We start from the raw sequence: 26,396 nt of genomic DNA, 5'->3' as shown, positions 1-26,396 counted from the left end.
ATTCACTCGTGCATCAGCAGTTCAATCTGAAGTTATTCATGCATTGGTAATCCTGTCGATGGCCGCCTGATACATATAACTTTGACGCAGGCTTTCCCAATTCAGCGATTTCCCTGACAGCAAGCGACTCAATCGGCGATTTCGCACTTCCATGTGCTCATGAACTTCGGGTACCGGGTTGTTTACCAAAGTGTCAATGTCTTCAAAGTTGTTGCAAGCAAGTACTGCATCGCAACCCGCCTGCAAAGCGGCGCTGGCTCGGGCACGAATATCCCCCACACCGTGTGCACCCACCATGTCCAGGTCGTCGCTGATCACTGCACCGTCAAAACTGAACTTCACCCTCAATACTTCTTGAATCCAGAAGCTGGAAAAACAGGCCGGCATTGGGTCCACCTCGGAATACACCACATGCGCCGGCATGATACTGGCCATATTCAAGGTCGAATTCAATTGATACGGCAGCGCATCCACCTTCAAAATTTCATTCAATGAGCGATTGTCGTGAGGCAAAGCCAAATGGCTGTCCAAGCTCACCCAACCATGCCCTGGAAAGTGTTTTCCGCAGGCTTGCATGCCTGCAAGGGCCATGCCATTCATCAAGGCCGAGGACAGGCGGGAGACCATTCGGGCGTCCTTGCCAAACGAGCGGTCACCGATAATTTCACTATTGCCCCAATCCAGGTCCAGTACTGGCGCAAAACTCATGTCTATGCCACAGGCGCGCAATTCGGCAGCCATGACAAAGCCGGCCTCACGGGCCAAAAGCACTGCGTCGTCAAAATCAGTTTCGGCGCGTTGTCCAATTTGGCGCATCGAGGGAATTGCGGTAAAACCATCCCGAAAACGCTGCACGCGACCACCTTCATGATCTACGAAAACAGGCTTGTTCAAACCCCCATTTAAACGGATAGACTCCACCAAATCAATCAGTTGCGCTTTACTTTCAAAGTTTCTTGTGAAAAGAATAAGTCCGCCAACGGCCGGGTTTTGAATGCGTGCAATGTCCTCCTTGGACAAAGTCAAACCCGTCAAACCAATGATGAATGGACCTAACATATTGAATGAATTCCTTAATTTAATTTATTGTTTTGAATACAAAATAACCGTTGACATCACGTAATTCTGTTCATCACTGATGGAAATTTTTGCCTGAGCCCTGCGGGACTGTAACCAATTCTCAAGGCGTTCGGAATAGACCAAAACGGGTGCCCCGGAATCGCTGTTCAACACCGACAAATCCTGAAACGAAAATTGGGCACCCACTCCTGTGCCCATGGCCTTTGAAAAGGCCTCCTTGGCGCAATAGCGTGTTGCAACAAACAGTGTGCCTCGAATTGCCGATTTGTCAGACCGGCGCTCGTATTCATCAATCTCGGCGGGTGTCAGCACGCGCTTGATAAAAACATCCCTACCCTTGCGCAGCAAACCCTCGAGACGACCCACCTCGAGAATGTCACAACCCAAACCTAGGATGTCGTCTATCATGGGGCAATTAAACCTATTTTTAGCCTATCGTGGCCGAATTGATTCCAACTTCGCCGAAATCATCAACTCTTTCATTTTCTTGATTGCGCCTTCCCAACCCATGAACACCGCATTGGCTACAATGCTGTGCCCAATGTTCAACTCTGAAATGGTTTCAATTGCGGCCACGGGCTGCACATTGTCGTAGTTCAAGCCGTGCCCGGCGTTTACCCTCAACCCCTCGGCCACACCGAAATTGGCCGACTTCCGAATTCTGGACAGCTCGAGCTCAACCGCAGATCCCACCGCGTGGGCATAACGCCCGGTGTGCAACTCAATCGCGTCTGCGCCACATTTCAAAGCAGCCTCGATTTGATCCAAGTCTGGATCAATGAACAGCGAAATTCGCATTCCCTGGTCTTTCAAGCGTGCCACAGCAGGCGCGATCAGGTGAAAACCACCAATCACATCCAGGCCACCTTCAGTGGTTACCTCTTCCCGGCGTTCCGGCACAAAACACACATCCTGAGGTTTTACGTTCTCCACCAGGCGAATCATTTCCTCAACCACTGCGCATTCAAAGTTCATGCGGGTACTGATCAAAGGTCGAATTCGGCGTACATCGTCATCCTGCATGTGGCGCCTGTCCTCGCGAACATGCACGGTGATGGCGTCCGCCCCATACTCTTCCGCCAGCAATGCGGCCCTCAATGGATCGGGCTCGTGCCCTCTGCGGGCCTGGCGGATCGTGGCCACGTGATCAATGTTTACACCGAGTTCAATCATGCTCTTAACAAATGCTCCATCCAGACTCTAGACATCAAACCATTCGGCGCAATGTGCGTCATCAACAGTTTGCGGGTAATTGGTTTCAAGGCACTTGCAGCAGACTTTGACCAAATGCCATTCTGAATTTCAGCAATCCACAGACCCTGGACTAGCTGTTCAACGCTGCTGTTCGTCGAATTGTTTACATTTCCCCCGTCTGAGGGAGCCCAGCCTTCCTGCTCTTGCCACACGTAGTGACGCTCGGGATCAATTGCAACACCGGCCCTGTCTTGTTGCCAATCAAAGCCGTAGCCCAGGGACTGAAGCAAACCCACCTCAAACTGACGAATACACACATTCATGTCATCGCCCCCAGCCAAACCCAGCAAGGTATTCTGATACAACTCAAACAGATCAGGGTGCGCGTCCTCACGGCTTAAACCGCGCATCAGCAGCTCATTCAGATAGTACGCTGCAAACAATGCTTTGCCATCTGGCGACATCAAACCGCCCAGCCACTCGGCTTGCATCAGGGTTTTTACTTCCGACTTGCCAGTAAAGCGCACTGAAAGCGGCTGAAAGCTGACCAACACTGCCCGCAAACCTGAATGCGGTCTTTTTGCACCCTTCGCCACCACTGGCAGGCGCCCGTGTTCCTTGCAAAACAGCTCAACAATCAAACTGGTTTCCTTGTACGGCACACTGTGCAGTACATAGGCAAAATCAGTGTTGGATCGAGTGTTATTCATACCCCAGGCTTTGAAGCAGGCTTGCATTGTCCGCCCAACCACTGCGCACTTTCACCCAGGTTTCAAGATGCACGCTGCCACCAAACAAACGCTCCATGTCCTGGCGTGCTTCCGAACCGATTCGTTTCAGTTTCTCGCCACCCTTGCCAATAATCATGGCCTTGTGGGAAGAGCGATCCACCAGGATCGAGGCATAAATAACCCTGCGACCTTCTTCAATCTCGAATTTATCGATCACCACTGTGCAGGTGTAAGGCAACTCATCGCCCACCAAGCGAAACAGCTTCTCCCGAATACGCTCTGCGGCAAGAAATTTTTCAGGGCGGTCCGTCAGGGTGTCTTCGTCGTAAAAGAAAGGTTGCTCGGGCAACAGGGCTGACACTGCTTCTTTTAGCGCATCCAGATTTTTAATGGCCTGCGCACTCAACGGCACAATTGCATCAAAATTACGTTGCCCACTTACCTTTTGAAGAAAAGGCAACATCTCGGCTTTCTTTTCCAGCAAGTCCACTTTGTTCACCACCGCCACCAGTGGCACACCCTTGGGGCACAACTCCAGCACCTTCATGTCGGCCGGGGTCAACTTGCCTTGTTCTATCACCCACAAAATCACATTCACGTCAGCCAACGCAGTGAGCACGGCGCGGTTCATGGTTTTATTCAGGGCATTTGAATGCTTGGTTTGAAAGCCGGGGGTGTCCACAAAAATAAACTGGGTGGGCACGTCTTTGATGGTCTCGGTCATTACACCGAGCACCCGGTGACGCGTGGTTTGTGGCTTGCTGGAGGTGATCGACAAATGCTCGCCGATCATTCCATTCATAAGGGTGGACTTGCCCACATTGGGGCGCCCCACCACGGCAATCACGCCGCATTTTGATTCGGCCATGTCATTGCCTCCTGCTGGCTTGATTGGGATCAGAATACTCCCGTTCAAGCAATTCGATAAGCACCGCTTGCGCGGCGTGCTGCTCAGCCACCCGGCGAGAATGCCCCTGCCCAACCTTGGTAATTTCAAGGTCTTCAACCGCACATTCCACACTGAACTCGGGACTGGCCGAGGTTCCACCCTCTACCAACACACGGTACATGGGCAGTTTCATGCGCTTGCCCTGCAGCAATTCCTGCAGGCGGGTTTTGGGGTCTTTGCCCATGGACTCGATTGGAGTTTCAAGCATCACGGGCTTCAATAAACGCACCACGCAATCGCGTGCTGCCTCAAAGCCTGAATCCAGAAGGATGGCACCAAAAAGGGCCTCAAGTGCATCGGCAACAATACTGTCCTTGATGGTTTTCGCACTGCGAAGCTCGCCCGCACCCAGAAACAAATATTGATCCAGCAACAGATTGCGACCCACCATGGCCAAGCAGTCTTGTTTGACCAGATGCGAGCGCACACGCGACATTTTGCCCTCATCCATGTCGGGATGCGTTTCAAACAACAAAATGGAAGCCGCGCAGTTCAGTACACTGTCACCCAGAAATTCCAGACGCTCGTTGTGATGGCTGCTGTAGCTGCGATGTGTCAAGGCAAGGTGAAGCAAGGCCTGGTCTTTGAACGAGTACCCCAATGCAGCTTCAAGACTTGAATACTTTGAACTATCCACTCAATACCTCCAGGCTGGCTTTAATGAAACAAGCCAATTCGGGAAAAGTCATTGAAGTTCATCCACACCAAAAATGCCTTGCCAACCACTTGCTCATCCGAAACGAAGCCCCAGATACGGCTGTCGCTTGAGTTGTCCCGGTTGTCGCCCATCATGAAATAATGCCCCTGCGGTACCACACAGCGAAAGCCTGTGACATCGTATTTGCAGTTGTCCCGATTCTTGAACGACTGCGCACCAATCACGTAAGGCGGCGCATCTTCATCATTCAATACCAGGTGTTTTTTACCGCCCAGGGTTTCCTGAAATTGCAGTGAATAAGAAAAATTATTGGGGTCGTAGTACTTGTCCAGTTCTTTCACTGGCAGTACCTGACCATTAATCGACAGCTTCTTGTTTCGATATTCCACCACGTCACCACCCACGCCCACCACGCGCTTGATGTAATCAAGGGAGGGGTCAAGCGGGTAACGAAACACCATGACATCACCACGCTGAGGATCATTGATTGGAATGATTTTTTTGTCGACGATTGGCAAGCGAATACCGTAGGTGAATTTGTTGACCAGAATAAGGTCGCCAATCAGCAAAGTTGGAATCATCGATCCAGATGGAATCTTGAACGGCTCCACCACAAACGAGCGCAACACAAACACAAACAAAATGACCGGAAAGAAGCTCGCACTGTATTCCAGCCACAAGGGCTGCTTCATGTACTGCTGGCGAATTCGCCTTTCGGCATCACCATTCAGGTTGGCATTGCCCCCTGCACCAGCCAAGGCTTGCTCTGCTGCCATTTTTCGTTTTGGCTTGAACACAAACACATCAAGCACATAGAAAAAGCCGGTGAACAACACCAGCAAAAACAGGATCAGGGAAAAATTCATTGTTATTTGTCTTCCACTTGGAGAATGGCCAAAAACGCCTCTTGCGGAATTTCCACGTTACCGACCTGCTTCATGCGTTTCTTGCCTGCCTTCTGCTTTTCCAACAGCTTTTTCTTGCGTGAAATATCGCCGCCGTAACACTTGGCCAACACGTTTTTACGCAAGGCTTTCACAGTTTCACGGGCAATAATATTGGCGCCGATCGCCGCTTGAATTGCCACGTCAAACATTTGACGAGAAATGATTTCCCGCATTTTGCCTGCCACTGCACGGCCACGGTAAACCGCATTGCTTCGGTGAACCATGATCGACAAGGCATCCACTTTCTCACCGTTAATCAACATGTCCACTTTCACAATGTCTGCCGGCCTGTATTCCTTGAAGGAATAGTCCATGGACGCGTAGCCACGCGAAGTCGATTTCAGTTTGTCGAAAAAGTCGAGAACAATCTCGGCCATGGGCATCTCGAATGTAATACGCACCTGCCGCCCGTGGTAAACCATATTGGTTTGCGTACCACGCCTCCCCGTGCACAGCGTCATTACCGACCCCACATACTCTTGTGGCATCAACAAATTCACAATCACAATCGGTTCACGAATTTCATCAACCCGGCTCAGATCAGGCATTTTCGATGGATTGTCCACGCGAAGTATGGTGCCATCGCGCTGCTTGATTTCATACACCACCGTGGGGGCAGTGGTAATCAAGTCCATGTCAAATTCGCGTTCTAGGCGCTCCTGCACAATGTCCATGTGCAACATGCCCAGGAACCCGCAACGGAAACCAAAGCCCAAAGCCTGAGACACTTCGGGCTCGTAATTCAGGGCGGCATCGTTCAAACGCAATTTGTCCAAAGCCTCACGCAAGGCCTCGTATTGATTTGATTCCACAGGGAACAAACCAGCAAACACCTGCGACTGAACTTCCTTGAAACCAGGCAGGGGTTTGTCAGCAGGCTTGCCAGCCAAGGTGACTGTGTCGCCAACCTTGGCACTCTCAAGCAATTTGATACCCGCGTTGATGTACCCCACTTCGCCAGCAGACAGCGATTCACGCGCAACCGACTTGGGCGTAAACACACCCACGTCGTCGGCAATGTAGGTGTCGCCTGTGGCCATCAGCTTGATTTTGTCTTTGCGATTGAGTACACCGTTGATCACGCGGACCAACATCACCACACCCACATAGTTGTCAAACCAGCTGTCGATGATCAAAGCTTGCAAAGGTGCATCGCGACTGCCGCGAGCAGGTGGCACCTTGTTGACGATCAGCTCCAGTACCTCGTCCACACCAAGACCGGTTTTTGCGGAAATGGCAATGGCCTCCGAAGCATCAATGCCAATCACATCTTCAATTTCGGATTTGGCATTTTCAGGGTCGGCTTGTGGCAAATCAATTTTGTTCAACACGGGCAATACTTCAACACCCAGATCCAAGGCTGTGTAGCAATTGGCCACGGTTTGGGCCTCTACGCCCTGCGAGGCATCAACAACCAGCAAAGCGCCCTCGCAGGCTGACAATGACCGGCTTACTTCGTAAGAAAAGTCAACGTGCCCCGGTGTGTCAATCAAATTGAGCAAATAGGTGTTGCCGTCTTTGGCTTTGTAGGTGAGCGCGGCGGTCTGCGCTTTGATCGTGATGCCACGCTCTCGCTCAATGTCCATCGAATCAAGCACTTGAGAATCCATTTCCCGGTCGCTCAAGCCACCGCATTTCTGAATCAAGCGGTCGGCAAGCGTGGATTTCCCGTGATCAATGTGGGCGATGATCGAAAAATTGCGTATGTGCTGCATTTGCATCATTAAAAAGGGGGCTGCTTGGCCCCCTGAAAATTTCGGTAACGTGTCATTTTACCCGATCAGGCCTTGCTTTACAGCATATTTCGCGAGGCCTGCCGAGTTGTTCAGAACTAAAGGCTCAAGGTGTCAGCACCACGAAGAAAGAGTTCTCTCCACGGCGTACCAACATTGGGGCTGCCTGCCCCTTTGGAATCGCCTTTACCAAGTCGGCAAACTGCTTGGCCGAGGTGATGTCGGTTCGACCCACTCGCAAAATGACATCACCCGCGGTAATACCAGCCGATGCAGCCATACCCACCGCATTGCGCACCACCACACCACCAGTGAGGTTCAAGGCAGATTTCTCTTGCGCAGTTGGATCAGTCACAGTCAAACCAAGTTTATCGGCCTCAACAGGCTTTGGTTTTTCAGCGGGTGCCGCTGCTGGTTTTGCCGCTTCATTTTCAAACTCTGCCACGGTAATCGACACGGTTTTCTCGGCACCCTTGCGCCACAACACCATGTTCACTTTGCTTCCTGGCTTGGTTTCACCAACGATGCGCGGCAAGTCGGAGGCCTTCTCCACTTTCTTGCCATCAAATCGCAAAATAATATCGCCCGCAATCACACCGGCTTTGTCAGCCGGACTGTCTTTGCCGACCGAACCTACCAGCGCACCCACAGCGGAATCGAGTCCCAAAGCCTTGGCCACATCTTTATCCACTTCGCCGATGCCCACGCCAATGCGCCCCCGGCTTACTTTCCCGTTCTCGCGCAATTGCTTGGCCACTCGCATGGCTTCGTCAATCGGAATGGCGAAGGAAATGCCCATGAAGCCGCCGGTGCGACTGTAAATCTGGGAGTTGATGCCAATGACTTCTCCATCCAGATTCAACAACGGACCGCCAGAATTACCAGGGTTCACCGCCACATCCGTTTGAATAAACGGCAAATACTCGCCTGTGTCACGCCCTTTGGCACTCACAATCCCAGCGGTTACCGAGTTTTCAAGACCGAAAGGTGAGCCAATCGCAACAACCCATTGACCTACCTTGGTGTTGTTCACATTGCCGATTTTCAGAAATGGCAGGCTTTTGCCTTCAATTTTGACCAAAGCAACGTCGGTGCGCTGGTCCGAACCAATGACCTTGCCCTTGAATTCACGCTTGTCAGGGAAAGTCACAATGATTGATTCAGCACCATCCACGACATGATGATTGGTCAAAAGATAGCCATCGGAATCAATGACGAAGCCCGATCCAACACCACTCGGCACTTCACGTTCTGGGGCCTGCTGACCACCACGAGGCGCCTGTCCGGGCTGACCCGGCTGTCCTGGCATGGGTGTGCCGGGCGGCATGAATCTGCGGAAAAACTCGAAGAACGGATCGTTGGGATCCATACCCGGAAAACCGGGGAAGCCCTGCGGATTCTGGCTTACTTTTTGAGTGGTGCGAATGTTGACTACTGCTGGGCCAACACGGTCCACCAAATCGGAAAAGTCAGGCAAGCCGCGCGAATTGGTCTGCGCATGGGCTGGCACTGCACCTGCAAAAAACAGGGTAGCCAGCAAAAAAAAGGCCATCCATACAAAATTTCGGGAATTCAACACTTCAGATCTCATTTAAAAATTTCCTTGTTATTGAGACTTCCAACGAACGGACTTAAGAAACAGTCCCAAGGTTTTCTCGGGAACCTCACCCAGCACTGTCACCAGGTGCTGCCCCTGAGTTTCAGACTTCGACATCACTGCGCCGTGGCTCATGGGCACTTGCGGCATGGAATGATTGGCCTGAACTTTCTGAATAAACACAGACAAAGTCGACAAACCATCCGAATACACTGTTTGGTGAATTTGATCGTCTTTGGACTTTACCCTGCAAACCGTGTCAGCCTTCTTGAACCCAAACGCAAGATCTGGCAAATCGTAACTTAATTCATCGGGTGTCAGTGTACGCACTTCGGTACTACTGGTTCGCCAACCTGGCCCCGCTTTGACCAAAGAGGGGTTTTCAATCAATGCCGGTTCAAATGATATTTCCTTAAACCCCACGTTTTCAAGCACCTCACCCTGCGGAGAATACAGCTCCGAGCGCATTAAAAGCTTGTTTTCGCGATCGACGTAAAGCCTATATTCGTAACGCAAATCATCTTTCGGGGTCAACTTCAATACACGCACCGCACGGCCCGCAACACGGCGACCTGGCATTTCACTGATTGTGTATAGCTTTTCAAGGGAATTGGAGCCGTCAGCACCCGCAAGTACTCGGGGAAAGGCGATCGAAGTGTGGCGCCGCTCGGTCAAAATCATTTTCCGATCGGGGATAACACACTGAATTTGATCGTTGTGTCGAATCCATTTTGCGGGCTGCCCATCCAAACGCTCAAGAACCTCGAACTCGCTGCCCGCTGTTGCTTGATGCAGCAACTTGCTGGTTTGGGAATGTTTGCCAGACTCGGTGATCAACAACCCGGAATAGCTCAAGAACTTGGCTTGATCATGGCTGGCCCACACCAAACTCCAAAGGCTTTGGTCTGCCTGAGCGGTCAAAGCCACCGAAGCCAACAAAACGCCGGTTGCAACATGTTTGGCAAAGTGAAACGGGCGGTACATCTTCATGGTTTCAATGTCATTTAGCGGCTGGATGAAACGTAGTTGAACTCAACGCTGGGATCCGTGCTGTATGGGGAAGGTTCCCACACATTCATCCATTCACCAGCGCCAGAATTGTTCACGATGATGGTTTCTGTATTGTCCAGCATCGGGCGATCAGCTTCCACCCGGGCGATCGGGGACACACCGGACAACCCGCCTCGAATGCTGTTTTGCTGATGGGCCATGAAATACTCTTGCCAAAGTGCCAGCTCTTGATCCGTAAATGTGTTTTCGACTGCTTGCGTTCGAACCATTTGAACCTGGCTGTCCAAGGGCGGAACTGCCTGGTTCAATGCAAAGCTGAAAAACCCCACCGCAGCCACCGAGGCCAACAAACGGCGCGAGCGCCCTGCCGCAAACACGCGTTGCAACGCAGTTTGACGACCAATTTGGGTCGCTAGCACCGGCGCGACCACTGTTGGTTCACTTTCAAGACTTGCCGCAATGCGCCCTACCAAATCCGGAGAGTGAAATGCAATCATCTCGCTGGAACGAATCAAGTCGCCCACCGCGCAATAGCCTTGCCAGGTCTGGGCTTCTTCAGCCCCCATGGCCTCAAGAAGGAATTTAAGCTCAACCTCATCAAGCTCGCCATCCAACATCGCGGAAATTTGTTCGTTTCTGTTCATTTCTACACTCACCGGTTTACCAACGCTTGCTGCCTTTGGGTTCCAACAAAGGTTTGATTTTTGCTGCAATAGATTCTCTGGCGCGGAAGATTCGCGATCGAACCGTGCCAATTGGGCAATCCATTGCTGCAGCAATCTCTTCGTAACTCAGGCCATCAATCTCGCGCATGACAATTGCCGACCGCAACTCTTCAGGCAACGCCGCCATGGCCTCATTGACCGCTTCACCGATCTGCTTGGTTTGGTAGAGCGATTCCGGCGTATCAATGTTACTAAGAGCAGCATTGTCTTCAAAAGTTTCACTGTCCCCGTCATTTGATTCTTTCAGGGTAGAAGGACGACGCCCTTGGGTCACCAACAAATTCTTGGCTGTATTGATGGCAATACGGTATATCCAAGTGTAAAACGCACTGTCACCCCGAAAATTACCGATTGCCCTGTAGGCCTTGATGAAGGTTTCCTGCACCACGTCCTCAATGTCTTCCTGATTGCGAACCATGCGCGTGAGCAAGCGGGCAACTCGCCTGTGGTATTTGTTGACCAACAAGTTGAACGCGAGTTTGTCGCCAGCCTGAACACGCTGAACGATCAACAGATCATCGTCTTTATCGGAGGACATTCATCCTCCAAAAATAGCTGGAAAGTGAGGGCTTATCCCCATTTTCATGTGACTGCAGCCGACACACCAAAATACGCAACTGCCGAAAAGCCGAGGAGGAAGCAGGCACGAACAAAACCCTGGATTTCAGCAGCACCGATTGTTGTGGAAACAGGAAAATACCGAACGGCAAAACCCAAGCCCGATAAAAGGAAACCAGGCAATACTCCAAGCCATTTGATGTTGCGCGAAGTAGAAAAAACCGGGGATCAAATTTTATGTGCATGCTTGAATCGCATTCGGAGGTGAAATTGAACACAAGCTTTTCAGATTTGCGCGAGGCAGATACAACTCGGGCAGCGAATGTAAATTCATTCAACATGCTGCCCGACCGTGTGTTTGACAAGGAGCGCCCCGTTACACCCGTGCAATGGCCAAAGTACCGTTGGTACCGCCAAAGCCAAAGGAGTTAGACAAGGCCAGTTTGATGTTCATCTCACGGGCCGTGTTCGCGCAGTAATCGAGGTCACAACCCTCACCCGCTTCAATCAAATTGATGGTGGGTGGAGAAACCTGGTGGTGAACCGCCAACGCCGTAAATACTGCTTCAATACCGCCCGCAGCACCCAACAGATGACCTGTCATGCTTTTGGTTGAATTGATCACAGTTTTGTAGGCGTGATCGCCCAGTGCTCGCTTGACTGCCATGGTTTCTGCCACATCACCCAAGGGCGTCGACGTGCCGTGCGCATTCACGTAATTCACATCATCGGGATTCATGCCAGCATTGCGCAAAGCGGCTTTCATGCAACGCGCTGCACCGTCTCCATCTGCGCAAGGAGCAGTCATATGGCTAGCGTCGGCACTCATGCCATAACCCACCACCTCGCCATAAATTTTTGCACCACGCTTTTTGGCATGCTCAAATTCCTCAAGCACGAGCACACCTGCGCCTTCGCCTAAAACAAACCCATCACGGTCCTTGTCCCAAGGGCGACTTGCGGCTGTGGGGTCATCATTGCGGGTAGACAAAGCGCGCATTGCAGCAAAGCCACCAATGCCCAGTGGTGACACAGTTGATTCAGCACCGCCGGCAATCATGACATCCGCGTCACCGTATTCGATAATGCGCGCAGCCTCGCCGATTGAATGTGTACCCGTTGTACAGGCGGTCACCATGGCGATATTCGGGCCTTTCAGGCCGTACATAATGGACATGTGGCCGGAAATCATATTGATAATGCTGCCGGGCACAAAGAAAGGGGAAATACGGCGATACCCTTTGTTGATCAAGTCAGTGTGTGTGTCTTCAATCATCGGCAAACCACCAATGCCCGAGCCAATGCTCACACCGATTCGTTCGGAATTTTGTTCGGTCACTTCAAGACCCGAATCTTTGAATGCTTGGATACCAGCAGCCAACCCATAATGGATAAAGGTATCCATCCGAGCCGCTTCTTTTCCAGGAATGTATTCAGCCACGTCGAAGCCCTTCACTTCACCGGCAATTTTTGCCGTCAGGGCCTCGGTTTCGAACCGGGTAATGGTCGAAATGCCAGATTTGCCTTGGGTCAGGCTTGTCCAAGCCTCGCTAACAGAATTACCCACAGGGCTAATGATGCCCAAACCGGTAATAACAACACGTCTACGGCTCACAAGCCCTCCCTTTATCCAATGTTTGCTTGAACAGGCAGGGGCCGAGGAAAGCAATGCTTCCTCTGCACCCCTTCAAATTCAGCCATTAAGACTTAGAGTTTGTCTTAACGTAATCAATCGCTTGTTGAACTGTGGTGATCTTTTCAGCTTCTTCGTCAGGAATTTCTGTTTCAAATTCTTCTTCCAAAGCCATGACCAGTTCCACTGTGTCCAAGGAATCAGCGCCCAGATCATCTACGAAAGAAGATTCGTTCTTGATTTCCTCTTCTTTTACGCCGAGTTGCTCGGCCACAATCTTTTTAACGCGCTGTTCGATGTTTTCCATTACGGAGCCTCCGTGGGTTTTTAATAAAATCGAGTGAGAATAGCAAAGCGATATGACAGATCATATTCTAAATGCCTTGTTATTAGCCCATCCACATTCCACCATTCACGTGTAATGTGGTTCCAGTTACATACCCCGCCTGGTCGCTGGCCAGGTATAACACTGCCGCAGCAATATCGCCTACCTGCCCCATACGGCCCAACGGGATTTGTTGCTTCAACTGATCCACCTGTGTTTCATTCAGTGCATCAGTCATGTCAGTTTGGATAAATCCGGGCGCCACACAGTTTACCGTGATATTGCGGCTTCCCAGTTCACGCGCAAGCGCTTTTGTCATTCCGGCCACGCCAGCTTTGGCCGCAGCATAATTGGCCTGCCCAGCATTGCCACTGGTACCCACCACGGATGTGATGTTGATCATGCGACCAGTACGCGCCTTCATCATGGGTTTCATGGCCAGCTTGGACAACTTGAACACGGCAGTCAGGTTCGTGGCGATCACTGCATCCCAATCTTCGTCTTTCATACGCATGGACAACTGGTCACGGGTAATCCCGGCATTATTGACCAAAATTGTCATTGGCCCTAATTCTTCAGCAATTTTTGAAAACAGGGGTTCAAGACCTTCCGTGTCGGTCACATTAAGTACCGCTCCGAAGCCTTTGATGCCAGCTGCTTTCAAACCTTCCGAGATGTCGGCTGCACCAGCTTCCGATGTGGCCGTGCCAACTACAGCGGCGCCTGCTTTGCCCAAGGTAATGGCAATTTCCCGGCCTATACCGCGACTTGCACCTGTCACCAAAGCCACTTTTCCGGTCAAATCAAACATGGTCATTCGGTTAATCCCTTTATTCGGCGACAAGCGCCGCTTGAATGCTGTCCGGATCAAAAATATTGACCACAGGCACATCGCTGATTCGCTTCACCAATCCTGCCAAAACCTTCCCGGGGCCACACTCCACAAACAACGTTGTGCCCGCAGCAGTCATGGCTTGAATGGTTTCAACCCAACGAACAGGGCCATAGGCCTGGCGCACCAGCGCGTCGCTAATTCTCGCGGGATCGGATTCTACAGCGACATCAATGTTGTTGTACACAGGCACTGCCGGAGAATTGAAATTTGTACTGGCCAAAGCAGCCGCCAATTTTACAGAGGCGGGCTTCATCAGGCTGGAATGAAATGGCGCAGAGACGGGCAACTCAAGGGCACGCTTGGCACCCAGTGCTTGGCAGCCTCGCACGCTGCTTTCACGCCTTGTGCACTGCCTGCGATGACCACCTGGCTGGGTGCGTTGAAATTCACAGCTTCAGCCACTTCACCATTCGTGCAAGCCTGTTGACAAGCCTGCTTTACTTGCTCATCAGTCAAACCCAAAATGGCGGCCATGCCGCCTTGCCCCACAGGAACGGCCTCTTGCATCGCCTGAGCCCGGATACGAACAAGGCCCAAGCCTTCTGAAAGACTGAAAACACCAGCCGCAACAAGCGCGGCATATTCGCCCAAAGAATGCCCTGCAAGCAGCTTGGGCGATGCCCCACCCGCAGCAAGCCAAGCGCGCAAAACCAGCACATCGGCCATCAACATGGCTGGCTGTGTATTGGTGGTCAAGTTGAGCGACTCGGCAGGCCCTTGCTCGATTAACGCGGCAAGATTTTGCCCCAAAGCCTGCTCTGCCTCGAGCGCTGCCGTGGTGTAAAGGCTTGCTGTGGCATTGTTGGTTTTGAAGGCGTTCAGCATGCCTACCGATTGCGAACCCTGCCCTGGAAACAGGAAGGCGATTTTCTTTGTCATTTTCGAGGAATTCATCTAATTTGCAATTTGCGCTATTTTACATGCGAACAAGCACGCTGCCCCATGTAAAACCGCCCCCGACACCCTGTAACAGCACGTTATCGCCTTTTTTAATCTGTTTTTGCTCGATTGCATGGTTCAAAGCCAAGGGAACCGAGGCGGCAGACGTATTTCCATGCATACTGACAGTGATGACAACCCTTTCTTCAGGAAGCTTCAGTTTTTTCGCAACTGAATGCAAAATTCGCACATTGGCTTGGTGTGGCACCAGAAAATCGAGGTCTTCGAGCCTGAAGTCAAGGCTTTCAAACAACTCCAGTGCATTGCTTCCCAACACGGATACAGCCTGGCGAAATACCGCTTGGCCATCCATGCGCAAAAAGGGATCACCAACAATCTTCCCGCCATCAATGCGGCCAGTCGCGTTCAAAATACAGCCAAGGGTGCCGTCGGAGTGCAACTTACAGCCTAATATTCCCGGCTCGGAACTGGCTTGAATGAATACCGCACCAGCACCATCGCCAAACAACACGCAGGTCGTGCGGTCATTCCAGTCCATCAGGCGGCTAAACACCTCAGAACCAATGACCAGCGCGTTACCTACCTGCCCGGAACGGATCATGGAATCAGCAACAGTCAACGCATACACGAAGCCACTGCACACGGCCTGAATATCGAAGGCCATGGCTTTTTTGGCACCGATTTCAGCTTGAACTGCGCAGGCAGTGGATGGAAAAACCTGATCAGGGGTTGAGGTAGCCAACACAATCAAGTCCACTTGATCGGGCAGAACGCCTGCGGCCTTCAGGGCCTGCAACGCGGCCCTGCTGGCCATTTGACAGTTGGTTTCATCGGCTTCGCAAAGGTATCTTTGCTTGATCCCGGTGCGCGTTTCGATCCATTCTGCGCTGGTTTCCACGCCCCTTGAGGCAAGAAACTCAGTCAGCTCCTGGTTTGAAACCGCACGCCTTGGCAGGCTTGCGCCGGTGCCAAGGATTGCACTGTATTGAGACATTAAATCACTTGGTCTGGTTTTGCCTCGACTGGTGCAGCTGCTGCCTCTGGAGTGCTGTTGGACGCTGGGGCGGCCAATGGCACATAGTGCGACATGGTGAGTCTGATGCTGTCCAGCAAATTGCCGTTGGCTGCATCGTAAGCTCGCTTGATCGCATAGAAGAAGGCATAGGCATCTGCCGAGCCGTGGCTTTTGATCACAATCCCTTTCAGCCCAAGCAATGCAGCTCCGTTGTAGCGGCGGTGGTCCACCCTTTTTTTGAATCGAAGCAACACTGGCGCTGCAAATACCGCAGCAACTTTGGGCCACAGGCCTCTCTTGAACTCTGTCTTTATTATATCGCCCAGCATTTGTGCCAGACCCTCAGACGTTTTCAGGGCCACATTGCCCACAAAACCGTCGCACACCACTACGTCGGTGGTGCCTTTGTAAATGTCGTTTCCTTCTACGTTGCCGTAGAAGTTCAATTCGCTGGCGCGCAACAATTCCGAGGCCTTTTTGACCACATCATTGCCCTTGATCACTTCCTCACCAATATTCAGCAAACCCACTGTGGGCTTTTCAATTCCCTCAGTGCCTTTCACGAAGGCCGAGCCCATGACAGCGAATTGAAACAAATGGGCCGGTTCGCAATCCACGTTGGCTCCCAGATCGAGCATCAGCGTGCCTTTGCCTTTCATATTGGGCAAGGCCGAGGCAATTGCGGGCCGATCAATGCTATCCAGAGTTTTGAGCACAAAACGGGAAATGGCCATCAGCGCGCCAGTGTTACCTGCACTGACGAATGCGGACGCCAACCCGTCTTTTACCAGGTTGGCACACACTCGAATGGATGAGTCTTTCTTGTTGCGCAAGGCTTGTGCTGGCGGTTCATCCATTTCAACCACCTCACTGGCGTGACGAATGGTGATTTGGGGATGCTCCAAAGCCTTTTTCTTGGCCAAGGCCGCCTCTATTTCAGCCTGCTTTCCGACCAGCACTAGCTGAACATCGGGGTGCTGCTTGAGAAAGCGCAAACAGGCCGGGATGGTGACCGACAAACCGTGGTCTCCACCCATGCAATCAATCGCTATGCGAACCATCCGTTCTTAGACCTTTTGGTTTTCATGGCAACATGACTGCAGTTGCCTTGTTGATTTGTAAATAATTACTCGTCAGCTTTGGTTTTTACTACTTTCTTGCCACGGTACATGCCATTGGGGCTGATGTGGTGGCGCAGGTGGGTTTCACCAGAAGAGGAATCAGCGGACAAAGTTGGCGCTGTCAGGTTCTGGTGTGAGCGGTGCATGCCACGCTTCGAAGGTGATTTTTTGTTCTGTTGAACGGCCATTTTAAAGCTCCATGTATAAAGGTGTTACTTCTTGCTTTTCTTGAGCAAATCGCTCAGGTTGGCAAAAGGACGCTGTACTTCCTGTGTTGGGCCATCAGCAGTGTCATCCTGATGGTCGTCAGTATCTTCGATATCGGCACCCTCTTCTCGCCAGCTTCGCCCGGCTTCTTCAGCGCAGGCATCATGCTTGGGGAACATAGGGCATGCCAACAAAATTTCATCTTCCAGCCAATCTCGCAAGTTTATCGCACCCGGGCACGCAACAACGTCTGTGTCTTCGTCGAGTGTGTCTTCATCATAGCTGTCGGCCTGTGCTTCGGAAGTCATCAAAATCAAATGACGATCAAAGTCAATGGCGTGCCGCACACCTGAACCACACACTACACAAGAAAGCTCTGCGGTAAACCGGCCTTTGAACCGGATAACGCTTTCAGACTTGGCGTTGATTCGCCCGGACACTTCCCAATTCTCGATTTGACTGGACAAAATATTCTCGTCACTCGCCAGCCTTGGGAAATCAAACTTCACATTTTCACTGCGGATGCTTTCACCCAAGCGAGAAAACGACCATGCGTCGAATTCATCAAACTGTTTTAATGGGCTTTTTTGGCGCATGCCGATAAGAAAAGCAGGAAACGCGCGATAATACTCTGCTTAACGTAATCTGTCAAAGCCAGCGCGCTATTCAAATGACCCGTTCACTGTATCTAGCCTCCAGTTCCAAGTATCGCCGTGAGTTGTTGACTCGCCTGCAAATCAACTTCAGGTGCGAATCTCCCCAAATTGACGAAACGCCTGAACCAGATGAAACCCCGCTGGACACCTGCAAGCGCCTGGCCCGGGAAAAAGCCATGGCTGTGGCGACCGAACACCCGGCGGCCATTGTGATTGGTTCGGATCAAGTGGCCGACGTGGAGGGCGTGGCCATTAGCAAGCCGGGTACCCATGACAGGGCTCGTGCACAATTGCGCAGCATGAGCGGAAAAACAATTGTGTTTCACACCGCGGTTTGCATTTGTTGCCATGAAACTTCGCAAACGGTGGAATTTACGGTACCCACTTCCGTTGAGTTTCGGGAGTTGAACGCCGCGGAAATTGAACGCTATTTAATTGCAGAAGAGCCTTACGACTGCGCAGGCTCGGCGAAAAGTGAGGGATTGGGCATTTCGCTGCTCAAGAGGATTGAATCGAGCGACCCAACTGCCCTGATAGGACTACCTCTGATCGAAGTGGCAAACGCACTTCGACAATTCGAACTCATCTTGCCCTGACATGCTTTATTTGGTTCCAAGCCCACTCAGCCAGAAAACCCCAAAACAGCCTGTGCTGGAGGCCGACCTGCCCCTGGTGCGGCAATGCAACACCTGGCTGGTGGAGAACGCAAAACCTGCCAGGGCTGCACTGGGGCAATTCAACATGCCAGTGGCCATTCGGGATCTTCAAATATTTGAAATTGCGCAACTGACCCCACAGCAACGCCAGGATATCGTGCAACGCTGCAAGGCAGGGGAACCAATTGCGGTGATGAGTGACGCTGGCTGCCCCGGCGTGGCCGACCCTGGTGCAGAAATTGTGGCATTGGCACATCGGCTGCAATGCCCTGTTCACCCTTTGGTTGGACCAAGCTCTATTTTATTGGCCTTGATGGGCAGTGGCTTGAATGGTCAGAATTTCCGCTTTTACGGTTACCCTCCCTTAGACCCTGCGCAGCGCGATGCGTGGATCAAGCAAACTGAGCGGGAGTCCAAGGTTCAGCAATGCACTCAAATCGTGATCGAAACGCCTTTCAGGAACGAGAAACTGATTGAAGCACTTTTGAAACAGCTTTCAGACTCCACATTGCTGTGCATAGGGTGGGATTTGACAGGCGACCAGCAGCAAATTCACACCAAAACTGTGGCGCAATGGAAGAAACGGATGCCAACGCCAGGCAAGTTACCTTGCCTGTTTTTGTGGTTATCGGCCTGACCTACTGAGCAATCAGGTTATTGAAAACCAAGGGTTTGGCGAGCACCGAACTCTGGAAACACACTGCGAACACCCTGCCCGAACACCACACCGACACGCTCGGCGAAACGCTCCGCAAATGAATCCTGCTCGGTGTAGTCCAAAATATCTTCAGCCTTCAACACGTCACGCGCAACTGTGTCAATTGAACCCAGCTCGTCTGCCAAGCCCAACTCGACACTCTTGGCGCCGGTCCAGACCAAACCACTGAACAATTCGGGGTTTTGGACCAGTTTTTCACCTCGCCCTTGTTTCACGACCTGAATAAACTGCAGGTGAATTTCCTCTGCCATTTGTTTGGCAAATTCAGTTTGGTAAGGGTCTGCTTCACTGAAGGGATCGAGAAAGCCCTTGTTTTCACCCGCGGTGATCAAGCGGCGTTCGACGCCCAGTTTCTCCATCGTGCCTGTGAAGCCGAAACCATTCATGACCACGCCGATAGAACCAACCAAACTGGCCTTGTCGACATAAATTTTATCGGCAGCCGCGGCGACGTAATACCCACCCGAGGCGCACACTTCCTCTACCACTGCATAGAAGGGTTTTTGGGGATACTTTGCTCGAAGGCGCTTGATCTCATCGTTGATCAAACCTGCCTGAACAGGACTGCCACCAGGGCTATTGATGCGAAGAATGACACCGACGGAGCCTTCACTTTCAAATGCAGTGCGAAGGCTGGAATTGATTCTCTCAGCACTGGCCAGGCTATCGCTGGCAATGACCCCATCAAGGTCGACCAAAGCCGTGTGACGACTGACCTCGAGGCTGGGGGTAGTTGTGAGCCCCAAAACAGAAGCAATCAAAATGCCCACATACACCAAACCAATCAGCTTGAAAAAAATACCCCAACGGCGCTTTCTGCGTTGCTCAACCAGTGCCTCAGAGGCAAGTTTCTCGAGAAGCTTGCGTTCCCATTGATTGTTTTCTTCACTCATCTTTAGTCCTCAATACCATCGGAAGGCACTGTAATTAGTTCGGTCGGGGTCCAGTACACTGCACCGTCCTTTTCCTCGATATTCAATCGCACCAACGGGTTACCGTCGCATGGACCGCCCAGGCAGCTGCCATCGGTGGCATCATAACTGGCCCCGTGCGTGGCACAGACTACAATTCGACCCGAATCATCAAGAAACTCTCCATAGTTCCAGTCAAGCTCAACGGGCACATGGGAGCATCGATTCAAAAAACACCTGACTTCGTTATCAACCCGCACGATAAATGCGGTGGTTTCCTCGCTGTTGTACAGCACCCTGAAGCGGTAACCTGTGCCACCCTCTTCAAGATCACCGGATTGGCATACCTGAATTTGCTGCATAGTCATGACTGGGCTGAAATAGTTTGAATTAGCCACGGGGCCAATTCATTGATTGAACGAAAAGACTGCAAGTGGGGCACCTGGTTCAAGAGTTTGGGCGGATGCGCGCCAGTTTGAACAGAAAGTGCATGCACACCAGCCGCATTGGCCATGTTCAAGTCATGTGTGGTGTCACCAATCATCACGACATGCGCAGCATCAATACCAAACTCTTCCATCAACTCCAGAATCATCTGGGGATGCGGCTTGCTGTGGCATTCATCAGCACAACGCGAGCCCATGAAGTAACGGGCTGTGTCGGAGTTCGCCATGGCACGGTTCAGGCCTTGCCTGCTTTTACCAGTGGCCACTGTGCAAATAACGCCCATCGCATTCAATTGCTTCAAAAGGGGTATTGCGCCACTGAACAGCTCCAATTCGTGATCTTTACTGAGGTAATGCTTGCGGTAACTTTCAACCAACAGGGCAATTTGAGCCTCGCTGGCTCCGGGGGCTGCGTGGCGCAAGGCGTCGCTTAAGCCCAACCCAATAACATAGGAGGCAATTTCTTCACCAGGGTCGGGCAACCCGGCATCGAGGCATGCATGCTGAATGGCGCGTGTAATAGCACCGGTTGAGTCGAGTATGGTGCCATCCCAGTCAAACACCACCATTTTGTAGGTCATCTGCTTTGTACTGCCTGTAACGATTTTAAAAAACTGTCCAATTCGGGGGCCAATGGCGCCTCCAATACTATAGTTTCATTTGTGGCTGGATGAACCAGATGCAGGCGTGCTGCGTGCAAAAACATGCGTTTCAAACCCTGCCTGGCAAGCTGCTTGTTCATTTCAAAATTGCCATAGCGATCATCGCCAGCAATTGGAAATTTGTTGGCACTGGTGTGCACTCTAATTTGGTGAGTTCGACCTGTCAGAATTTGAGCTTGAATTAAAGTAAATATTGAATAAGATGATTTATAGCATTGAATTATTTGAAACTTTGTACAGGCTTTGTCACCAGCTTCATCAACAAAAACCCTCGCCTCTTTTTCGCCAGCCTGTGTTTTCAACAACGGAAGATCAACTTGCCTAAGCGTTTCTGGCCAAGAACCCAACACCAAAGTTTTATAGTACTTTTTCCAGGACCTGGCCCTAAGTTGCTCTTGTAACTTTCTGAGAGCACTGCGCTTTTTGGAAATAATCAAGATTCCGGAGGTTTCACGGTCAATGCGGTGAACAAGCTCCAAATCTTGATGGGTTTCAGCCCTAAGTGCTCGAATACATTCAATTAACCCAAAGCTTGAGCCCGACCCACCATGAACTGCCATGCCAGACGGCTTGTTGACCACCAGCAAATGCTCGTCTTCAAACAACACGGGTATTTCAGCGGCGGCTTTTAAAAGTTGCGTTTTATTTACCACATTACTTGATGACATAGATTCAAGTGTTTGTTTTTCAACAACTTGAATAGGGGGAATACGTACGACATCACCAAGGCATAGCTTGGTTTTTGCTTCGGCACGCTTTTTATTGATTCGAACCTCTCCGGACCTGATAATTCGGAATACATGGCTTTTGGGCACGCCTTTACATACGCTGCACAAAAAGTTGTCCAATCGTTGGTCTTGATGTTTTTCGTCAATTTCGAGCAAAACAGCCCTGTCGGGATTGGGTTTTTCCTGTGTTTTCAATTCTTTGTTTTACCAATTGGGCAGGTTCAGCATATAATCGGATTATCGCTTGGGAAGCGTCCGAAATCACTTCTGGATACGCCCCACAGCGATTTTATTTAGTGGGTGTGCCGCCTACCCTGGATGGTGGCAATGATGGCTGAAAAAGAGGCGCGCGGCTGAATGCCCGCCTTAAGCTGGAAACAAAGAATTTTACGCACCAGCGCGCACAAGAAGCGCTGGGTACTAACAAAAACGACGCAGGCCCACCTTACGCAGGTGAAATTTGAACCAATATTTATTTTTAAATATCAATGCCTTAGTATAATCGCCGCTCTTGGTTAAAGCCGAGCGGCGCTTTGTTGTATTCGTTTTTGTATCTCTTTGTTCCTTCCGCTTTTTCAGCATCTCTTTTCGCACTGCGGTGCCATTGGAGTGTGCATGAAGCGCATGTTATTTAACGCAACTCATTCAGAAGAGTTGCGGGTCGCAATTGTCGACGGCCAGAAACTTATCGACATTGACATTGAAACAGCGGGCCGTGAACAACGGAAAAGCAATATTTACAAGGGTGTTATTACCCGAGTAGAACCCAGTCTTGAAGCCTGTTTCGTCAACTACGGCGAAGACCGCCACGGTTTTTTGCCCTTCAAGGAAATTTCCCGACAATATTTTAAAGAAGGCGTTGAAGCGGGTAAGGCCCGCATTCAAGACGTCGTCAAAGAAGGTCAAGAACTGTTTGTTCAGGTCGAAAAAGAAGAACGTGGTAACAAGGGCGCTGCCCTGACCACCTTCATTTCGCTGGCTGGCCGTTATTTGGTGCTGATGCCCAATAACCCGCGTGGTGGTGGCGTTTCACGCCGCATTGAAGGCGAAGAACGCCAGGAATTGCGCGAAGCACTCGACAAGCTTGAGTACCCCAAGGGAATGAGCATTATTGCCCGTACAGCGGGTATTGGGCGTTCGGTTGAGGAACTGCAATGGGACCTGAACTATCTGTTGCAACTGTGGACTGCGATCGACGGCGCCGGCAAATCTGCCAATGGCGCATTCCTGATTTACCAGGAAAGCAGCCTTGTTATTCGCGCCATTCGCGATTATTTCAGCCCGGATATCGGTGAAGTACTCATTGATACCGATGAAATTTACGACCAAGCCAAGCAATTCATGCAGCATGTGATGCCTGACATGATGAATTTGGTGAAGCGCTACCGCGACGATATTCCCTTGTTCAGTCGTTTCCAGATTGAACATCAAATTGAAACCGCCTACAGCCGCATGGTTCCACTGCCCTCGGGCGGCGCAATTGTAATCGACCACACCGAAGCCTTGGTGTCGATCGATGTGAACTCAGCCCGCTCTACACGCGGCACCGACATTGAAGACACCGCCTTGCGCACTAACCTGGAAGCTGCTGAAGAAGTGGCTCGTCAGTTACGCTTGCGCGACCTGGGTGGCCTGATCGTGATCGATTTTATCGACATGGAAAAAGCCAGCAACCAGAAAGAGGTCGAAAACCGGGTTAAAGACAGTCTGCATTTTGACCGTGCGCGCGTACAAATGGGCAAAATCAGCCGTTTCGGCCTGATGGAACTGAGCCGTCAACGCATCCGCCCTGCCCTGAATGAAGGCTCGCACACCACTTGCCCTCGCTGCAATGGTACTGGCGTAATTCGCGACACCGAAAGCACCGCCTTGCATGTGCTTCGTATTCTGCAAGAAGAAGCCATGAAGGAAGGCACAGCCAGCGTGCATGTGCAGGTTCCGGTCGATGTGGCTACATTTCTGCTGAACGAAAAACGCTCAGAAATTTACAAACTGGAAGCGCGCTTGAAGGTGAATGTGCTGCTGATTCCAAACAAACATTTGGAAACACCCCACTATGAAATTACTCGCCTGCGCCATGACGATGAACGTCTGGAAGACCCGCGCCAAAGTTTTGAGTTGGCCACATCCAAAGATGAGCAAAGCTACTACGACAAGAAAACCGAAGGCGAAGCTGTAAAACGTCAGGAAGCGGTGATCAAGGGTGTAATTCCAACCCAGCCCGCACCGCCCCACCAGGAACGCAAGCCCAAAACTGAATTGGCAGTTGCGGCTGCTGCACCGGCAGGCCCTTCGTTGATTCAGCGAATTATTGGCTGGTTCAAACGAGATACCACGGCGGAAGCGCCAGCGGCGGTGATCGAGCAGAAAACCAACGACCGTGGAGGCCGGGGGCAAAACCGCTCACAAGGTGACCGCAATGACCAACGCAATGGTCGTGGTGGAAGAAATCGCCGACGCGGCGGCCGTGGTCGTGAAGATGAGGCAACAAGCACATCAAGCGGCGACGAGGTGAAAGCCGCTGATGCCCAGCAAACACGTTCTGCTCAACAGAATCGTGGTGGCCGAGGCAAACCACGCGATGAACGCGCAGCAGGCGCCGAGGTCTTGGAAGTGAAACCTTTGGCAGCCGTAGAGGCTGTAGCTGGGGATTCGGCTGAGTCCTCTGCCGAACAAAGCGAGCGCACTGGTGGTCGCCGCCGCCGTCGTCGTGGTCGCGGAGGCCGCGGTGCAGGTGAAGGTGAAACCGGCACAGCCGTGGATCAGGCTGCGATGCAATCGGAAGACGCATTCCAGGCTGCAGACGCAGCAGAAGACGAAGAACTGGCCAACAAGATTGCTGAAACCATGTCGTACGGCAGCGATGAAGAGGCAGGTGGCGATGAGCCACGTCGCCGTCGTCGTCGCCGTGGTCGTGGTGGCAATCGTGATGGTGCGCGTGAAAACGCAGGATCGGAATTGAACGCTTCAGAGTCTTCAGAGGAAACCCCGGAGCACACCATTGCAGCAACAGGTCTGAATGTTTCTGAGATGGGACTGCCAGCCGAGCCAACACAAATGGGCTCGACTGAAAACAACCCGGATGAATCCAATGTGCGTGCGCCTGAAATTCAGGCTGTGCAATCGGTGATTGCAGCGGTGGCTCAACCCAAAGAGCTCGAACTTACACAAACTGAAACCAAAGTCGCCCATGAAGCTACCAATGAAGCGACAAGTGAGCCGACAACCGAGCAGGCTACGGTGGCGAGCGCAGTTGATGCGTTTGTAGACCAAACTCCTGCAGATCCAACACCGTTTGTGCCGGTAGCGGTTGAAACAGTTGTTGAATCCAAGGTTCAGGAAGCGCCGGTTGCCGCGACTTTCGCAACTCCGGTACCCAAGCTGAACAAGGAAGGCCTTGAGCAAATGCTGAGCAGTGCTGGCATGCTGTGGGTTGAAACTGACCATGAAAAATGGTCTGTGGTTCAAGCCAACCTGGCGTCCACACCAAAACCCGCACGTGTTCCGCGTGAGCGCAAGCCGGTTGTTCAAATTGCAAGCGACAACCTGGTACTGGTTGAAACCAAGCCAGAATTCAGGTCAGGTTCGAACTAAAGCAATATCGTCTCAGCCAGATCCCTGTGCTGAAACAAAAAAGTGCCTGTGTCAAGCCCTCAGTGAAAATCGCTGGGGGCTTGAAAGCTTATACAGGACACGGGTTTAGCTCTACTTCGGGCCGCTTTGCGTGGCTGCGACTTTGTGGGCTAGGAGCCACATAAGAGCGTCGCGGTAGAAAGCCGGAGCGTACTGCGTCGGGGGCGATTGCCAGCAGACGGCAGGCTTGCTCGGTCATCATAGCCCAATCGGTCGCAGCGCTCCAGAACGAAGAACGCGCAGCGTGGGCTGCGCGTTCGAGGGTGCGTCGGCAATGCGTCCGTGCATTGTCAGCTCGGCCTCGGCGGTGCGGGCCTGCTCGCGCCTCCCTTCCTGAATCCCCGGTCGCCGGCGATGAACGCCTCCAGCATGTGCGGGATCAGCGTCACGGCATCGACAGTCTCGCCATACGCCTGCGCGTGCAGCGCGGCGTAGCGGTCGAGGTCGGCTTTCAGGCTGGCCGGGCAAGCGAAGGTGAGCTTGATGCTCTCGGTCTTCGGCAGCGGCCCCAGCCGCAGCTTCTTGGTTGTGCTCATCGTGAAGTCCCCCGATTGAAGAACAGCGGTTGGTACGGCCGCAGCACCAGATCCCGATTGACGATGATGCGAACCGGCAGGCCCGGCCGCTCGGTCAAGGTGGGCTGGATGTTGAGGTTGCGCCGGGTCATCTCCTGGCCGACCTGATTGATGCTGTCCTGCGCGCTGTCG

General features: G+C 51.9%; 28 protein-coding genes and 1 pseudogene. 3 read left to right on the top strand and 26 right to left on the bottom strand.

What is annotated here, in order from left to right:
• Positions 1 to 36: 36 nt before the first annotated feature.
• From nagZ to BSZ31_RS12565, 20 genes and pseudogenes are all read right to left on the bottom strand, one after another.
• A complete protein-coding gene (nagZ, locus tag BSZ31_RS12665) occupies positions 37 to 1,059 on the bottom strand; it encodes a beta-N-acetylhexosaminidase (protein WP_105029045.1) in 1,023 nt (340 codons plus the stop codon).
• 24 nt (positions 1,060 to 1,083) lie between these two features.
• Positions 1,084 to 1,488, bottom strand: coding sequence for a holo-ACP synthase (acpS, locus tag BSZ31_RS12660; RefSeq protein WP_105029044.1), 405 nt, complete (start codon positions 1,486 to 1,488; stop codon positions 1,084 to 1,086).
• A 24-nt stretch (positions 1,489 to 1,512) separates the two neighbouring features.
• Positions 1,513 to 2,253: a pyridoxine 5'-phosphate synthase gene (locus BSZ31_RS12655; RefSeq protein ID WP_105029043.1), complete on the bottom strand. Its 741-nt coding sequence runs from the start codon at positions 2,251 to 2,253 to the stop codon at positions 1,513 to 1,515.
• The gene (gene recO, locus BSZ31_RS12650) at positions 2,250 to 2,984 is read right to left on the bottom strand and encodes a DNA repair protein RecO (protein ID WP_168426973.1); all 735 of its coding nucleotides are present in this window, start codon (positions 2,982 to 2,984) and stop codon (positions 2,250 to 2,252) included. The genes BSZ31_RS12655 and recO overlap by 4 nt, the downstream gene beginning before the upstream one ends.
• Entirely contained in the window at positions 2,977 to 3,873 is an 897-nt protein-coding gene (gene era / locus BSZ31_RS12645) for a GTPase Era (RefSeq protein ID WP_008249141.1), read from the bottom strand. Before era ends, recO begins: the two co-directional genes overlap by 8 nt.
• A gap of 1 nt (position 3,874) precedes the next feature.
• A complete protein-coding gene (gene rnc, locus BSZ31_RS12640) occupies positions 3,875 to 4,591 on the bottom strand; it encodes a ribonuclease III (RefSeq protein WP_105029041.1) in 717 nt (238 codons plus the stop codon).
• Positions 4,592 to 4,611: 20 nt separating this feature from the next.
• Positions 4,612 to 5,478 (bottom strand): signal peptidase I, encoded by an 867-nt coding sequence (lepB, locus tag BSZ31_RS12635; protein ID WP_105029040.1) that lies wholly within the window; start codon positions 5,476 to 5,478, stop codon positions 4,612 to 4,614.
• A gap of 2 nt (positions 5,479 to 5,480) precedes the next feature.
• The gene (gene lepA / locus BSZ31_RS12630) at positions 5,481 to 7,274 is read right to left on the bottom strand and encodes a translation elongation factor 4 (RefSeq protein WP_105029868.1); all 1,794 of its coding nucleotides are present in this window, start codon (positions 7,272 to 7,274) and stop codon (positions 5,481 to 5,483) included.
• Between the two features lie 124 nt (positions 7,275 to 7,398).
• Positions 7,399 to 8,883, bottom strand: a complete 1,485-nt coding sequence (locus BSZ31_RS12625; protein ID WP_105029039.1) for a DegQ family serine endoprotease — start codon at positions 8,881 to 8,883, stop codon at positions 7,399 to 7,401.
• A gap of 15 nt (positions 8,884 to 8,898) precedes the next feature.
• On the bottom strand, positions 8,899 to 9,879 hold the full coding sequence (locus tag BSZ31_RS12620; RefSeq protein WP_105029038.1) for a MucB/RseB C-terminal domain-containing protein: 981 nt from the start codon (positions 9,877 to 9,879) through the stop codon (positions 8,899 to 8,901).
• Positions 9,880 to 9,893: 14 nt separating this feature from the next.
• Positions 9,894 to 10,544, bottom strand: coding sequence for a sigma-E factor negative regulatory protein (locus tag BSZ31_RS12615; RefSeq protein WP_146106686.1), 651 nt, complete (start codon positions 10,542 to 10,544; stop codon positions 9,894 to 9,896).
• A 16-nt stretch (positions 10,545 to 10,560) separates the two neighbouring features.
• Complete coding sequence (gene rpoE, locus BSZ31_RS12610) at positions 10,561 to 11,163, bottom strand: RNA polymerase sigma factor RpoE (RefSeq protein WP_008249133.1); 603 nt, start codon at positions 11,161 to 11,163, stop codon at positions 10,561 to 10,563.
• A 396-nt stretch (positions 11,164 to 11,559) separates the two neighbouring features.
• Positions 11,560 to 12,798 carry a beta-ketoacyl-ACP synthase II gene (gene fabF / locus BSZ31_RS12600; RefSeq protein ID WP_105029035.1) on the bottom strand — a complete coding sequence of 413 codons (1,239 nt, stop codon included), beginning with the start codon at positions 12,796 to 12,798 and terminating at the stop codon, positions 11,560 to 11,562.
• 85 nt (positions 12,799 to 12,883) lie between these two features.
• A complete protein-coding gene (gene acpP / locus BSZ31_RS12595; RefSeq protein WP_008249131.1) occupies positions 12,884 to 13,123 on the bottom strand; it encodes an acyl carrier protein in 240 nt (79 codons plus the stop codon).
• Between the two features lie 82 nt (positions 13,124 to 13,205).
• Positions 13,206 to 13,958 (bottom strand): 3-oxoacyl-ACP reductase FabG, encoded by a 753-nt coding sequence (gene fabG, locus BSZ31_RS12590; protein WP_105029034.1) that lies wholly within the window; start codon positions 13,956 to 13,958, stop codon positions 13,206 to 13,208.
• A 13-nt stretch (positions 13,959 to 13,971) separates the two neighbouring features.
• Positions 13,972 to 14,915: pseudogene (gene fabD, locus BSZ31_RS12585) on the bottom strand (ACP S-malonyltransferase).
• 37 nt (positions 14,916 to 14,952) lie between these two features.
• Entirely contained in the window at positions 14,953 to 15,930 is a 978-nt protein-coding gene (locus BSZ31_RS12580; RefSeq protein WP_105029033.1) for a beta-ketoacyl-ACP synthase III, read from the bottom strand.
• On the bottom strand, positions 15,930 to 17,012 hold the full coding sequence (gene plsX / locus BSZ31_RS12575) for a phosphate acyltransferase PlsX (protein WP_105029032.1): 1,083 nt from the start codon (positions 17,010 to 17,012) through the stop codon (positions 15,930 to 15,932). The genes BSZ31_RS12580 and plsX overlap by 1 nt, the downstream gene beginning before the upstream one ends.
• A 65-nt stretch (positions 17,013 to 17,077) precedes the next feature.
• Positions 17,078 to 17,260, bottom strand: coding sequence for a 50S ribosomal protein L32 (rpmF, locus tag BSZ31_RS12570; RefSeq protein WP_008249122.1), 183 nt, complete (start codon positions 17,258 to 17,260; stop codon positions 17,078 to 17,080).
• A 24-nt stretch (positions 17,261 to 17,284) separates the two neighbouring features.
• Positions 17,285 to 17,875, bottom strand: a complete 591-nt coding sequence (locus BSZ31_RS12565) for a DUF177 domain-containing protein (protein ID WP_105029031.1) — start codon at positions 17,873 to 17,875, stop codon at positions 17,285 to 17,287.
• Between the two features lie 74 nt (positions 17,876 to 17,949).
• Here BSZ31_RS12565 and BSZ31_RS12560 point away from each other — a divergent pair, with 74 nt between their 5' ends.
• Both BSZ31_RS12560 and BSZ31_RS12555 read left to right on the top strand, forming a co-directional pair.
• Positions 17,950 to 18,531, top strand: coding sequence for a nucleoside triphosphate pyrophosphatase (locus tag BSZ31_RS12560; RefSeq protein WP_105029030.1), 582 nt, complete (start codon positions 17,950 to 17,952; stop codon positions 18,529 to 18,531).
• Position 18,532: 1 nt separating this feature from the next.
• Positions 18,533 to 19,228 carry an SAM-dependent methyltransferase gene (locus BSZ31_RS12555; protein WP_105029029.1) on the top strand — a complete coding sequence of 232 codons (696 nt, stop codon included), beginning with the start codon at positions 18,533 to 18,535 and terminating at the stop codon, positions 19,226 to 19,228.
• Between the two features lie 17 nt (positions 19,229 to 19,245).
• On the opposite strand, the gene BSZ31_RS12550 is transcribed toward BSZ31_RS12555, so the two are convergent.
• From BSZ31_RS12550 to BSZ31_RS12535, 4 genes are read right to left on the bottom strand one after another with little or no spacing between them, the layout of a single operon-like run.
• Complete coding sequence (locus tag BSZ31_RS12550; RefSeq protein WP_105029028.1) at positions 19,246 to 20,202, bottom strand: S49 family peptidase; 957 nt, start codon at positions 20,200 to 20,202, stop codon at positions 19,246 to 19,248.
• Between the two features lie 2 nt (positions 20,203 to 20,204).
• The gene (locus BSZ31_RS12545; protein ID WP_240605708.1) at positions 20,205 to 20,588 is read right to left on the bottom strand and encodes a Rieske 2Fe-2S domain-containing protein; all 384 of its coding nucleotides are present in this window, start codon (positions 20,586 to 20,588) and stop codon (positions 20,205 to 20,207) included.
• On the bottom strand, positions 20,585 to 21,247 hold the full coding sequence (locus tag BSZ31_RS12540; protein ID WP_105029026.1) for an HAD-IIIA family hydrolase: 663 nt from the start codon (positions 21,245 to 21,247) through the stop codon (positions 20,585 to 20,587). Before BSZ31_RS12540 ends, BSZ31_RS12545 begins: the two co-directional genes overlap by 4 nt.
• Positions 21,244 to 22,251, bottom strand: coding sequence for an RluA family pseudouridine synthase (locus BSZ31_RS12535; RefSeq protein ID WP_105029025.1), 1,008 nt, complete (start codon positions 22,249 to 22,251; stop codon positions 21,244 to 21,246). Before BSZ31_RS12535 ends, BSZ31_RS12540 begins: the two co-directional genes overlap by 4 nt.
• A 420-nt stretch (positions 22,252 to 22,671) precedes the next feature.
• On the opposite strand from BSZ31_RS12535, the gene BSZ31_RS12530 reads away from it, so the two are divergent.
• Positions 22,672 to 25,650, top strand: coding sequence for an Rne/Rng family ribonuclease (locus tag BSZ31_RS12530; protein WP_105029024.1), 2,979 nt, complete (start codon positions 22,672 to 22,674; stop codon positions 25,648 to 25,650).
• A gap of 329 nt (positions 25,651 to 25,979) precedes the next feature.
• Here the strand turns inward: BSZ31_RS12530 and BSZ31_RS12525 are convergent, their stop codons facing one another.
• Positions 25,980 to 26,225, bottom strand: coding sequence for a DUF2274 domain-containing protein (locus tag BSZ31_RS12525; protein WP_105029023.1), 246 nt, complete (start codon positions 26,223 to 26,225; stop codon positions 25,980 to 25,982).
• Positions 26,222 to 26,396, bottom strand: a 175-nt coding sequence (locus BSZ31_RS12520) for a TrbI/VirB10 family protein (RefSeq protein WP_304466332.1), incomplete at its 5' end; no start/stop codon positions are given. The genes BSZ31_RS12525 and BSZ31_RS12520, both read right to left, overlap by 4 nt.

It is taken from the genome of Limnobacter sp. SAORIC-690 (genome assembly GCF_002954425.1).
Taxonomy (GTDB): Bacteria; Pseudomonadota; Gammaproteobacteria; order Burkholderiales; family Burkholderiaceae_B; genus Limnobacter; species Limnobacter profundi.
This window is presented reverse-complemented; position numbering and strand designations above follow the sequence as displayed.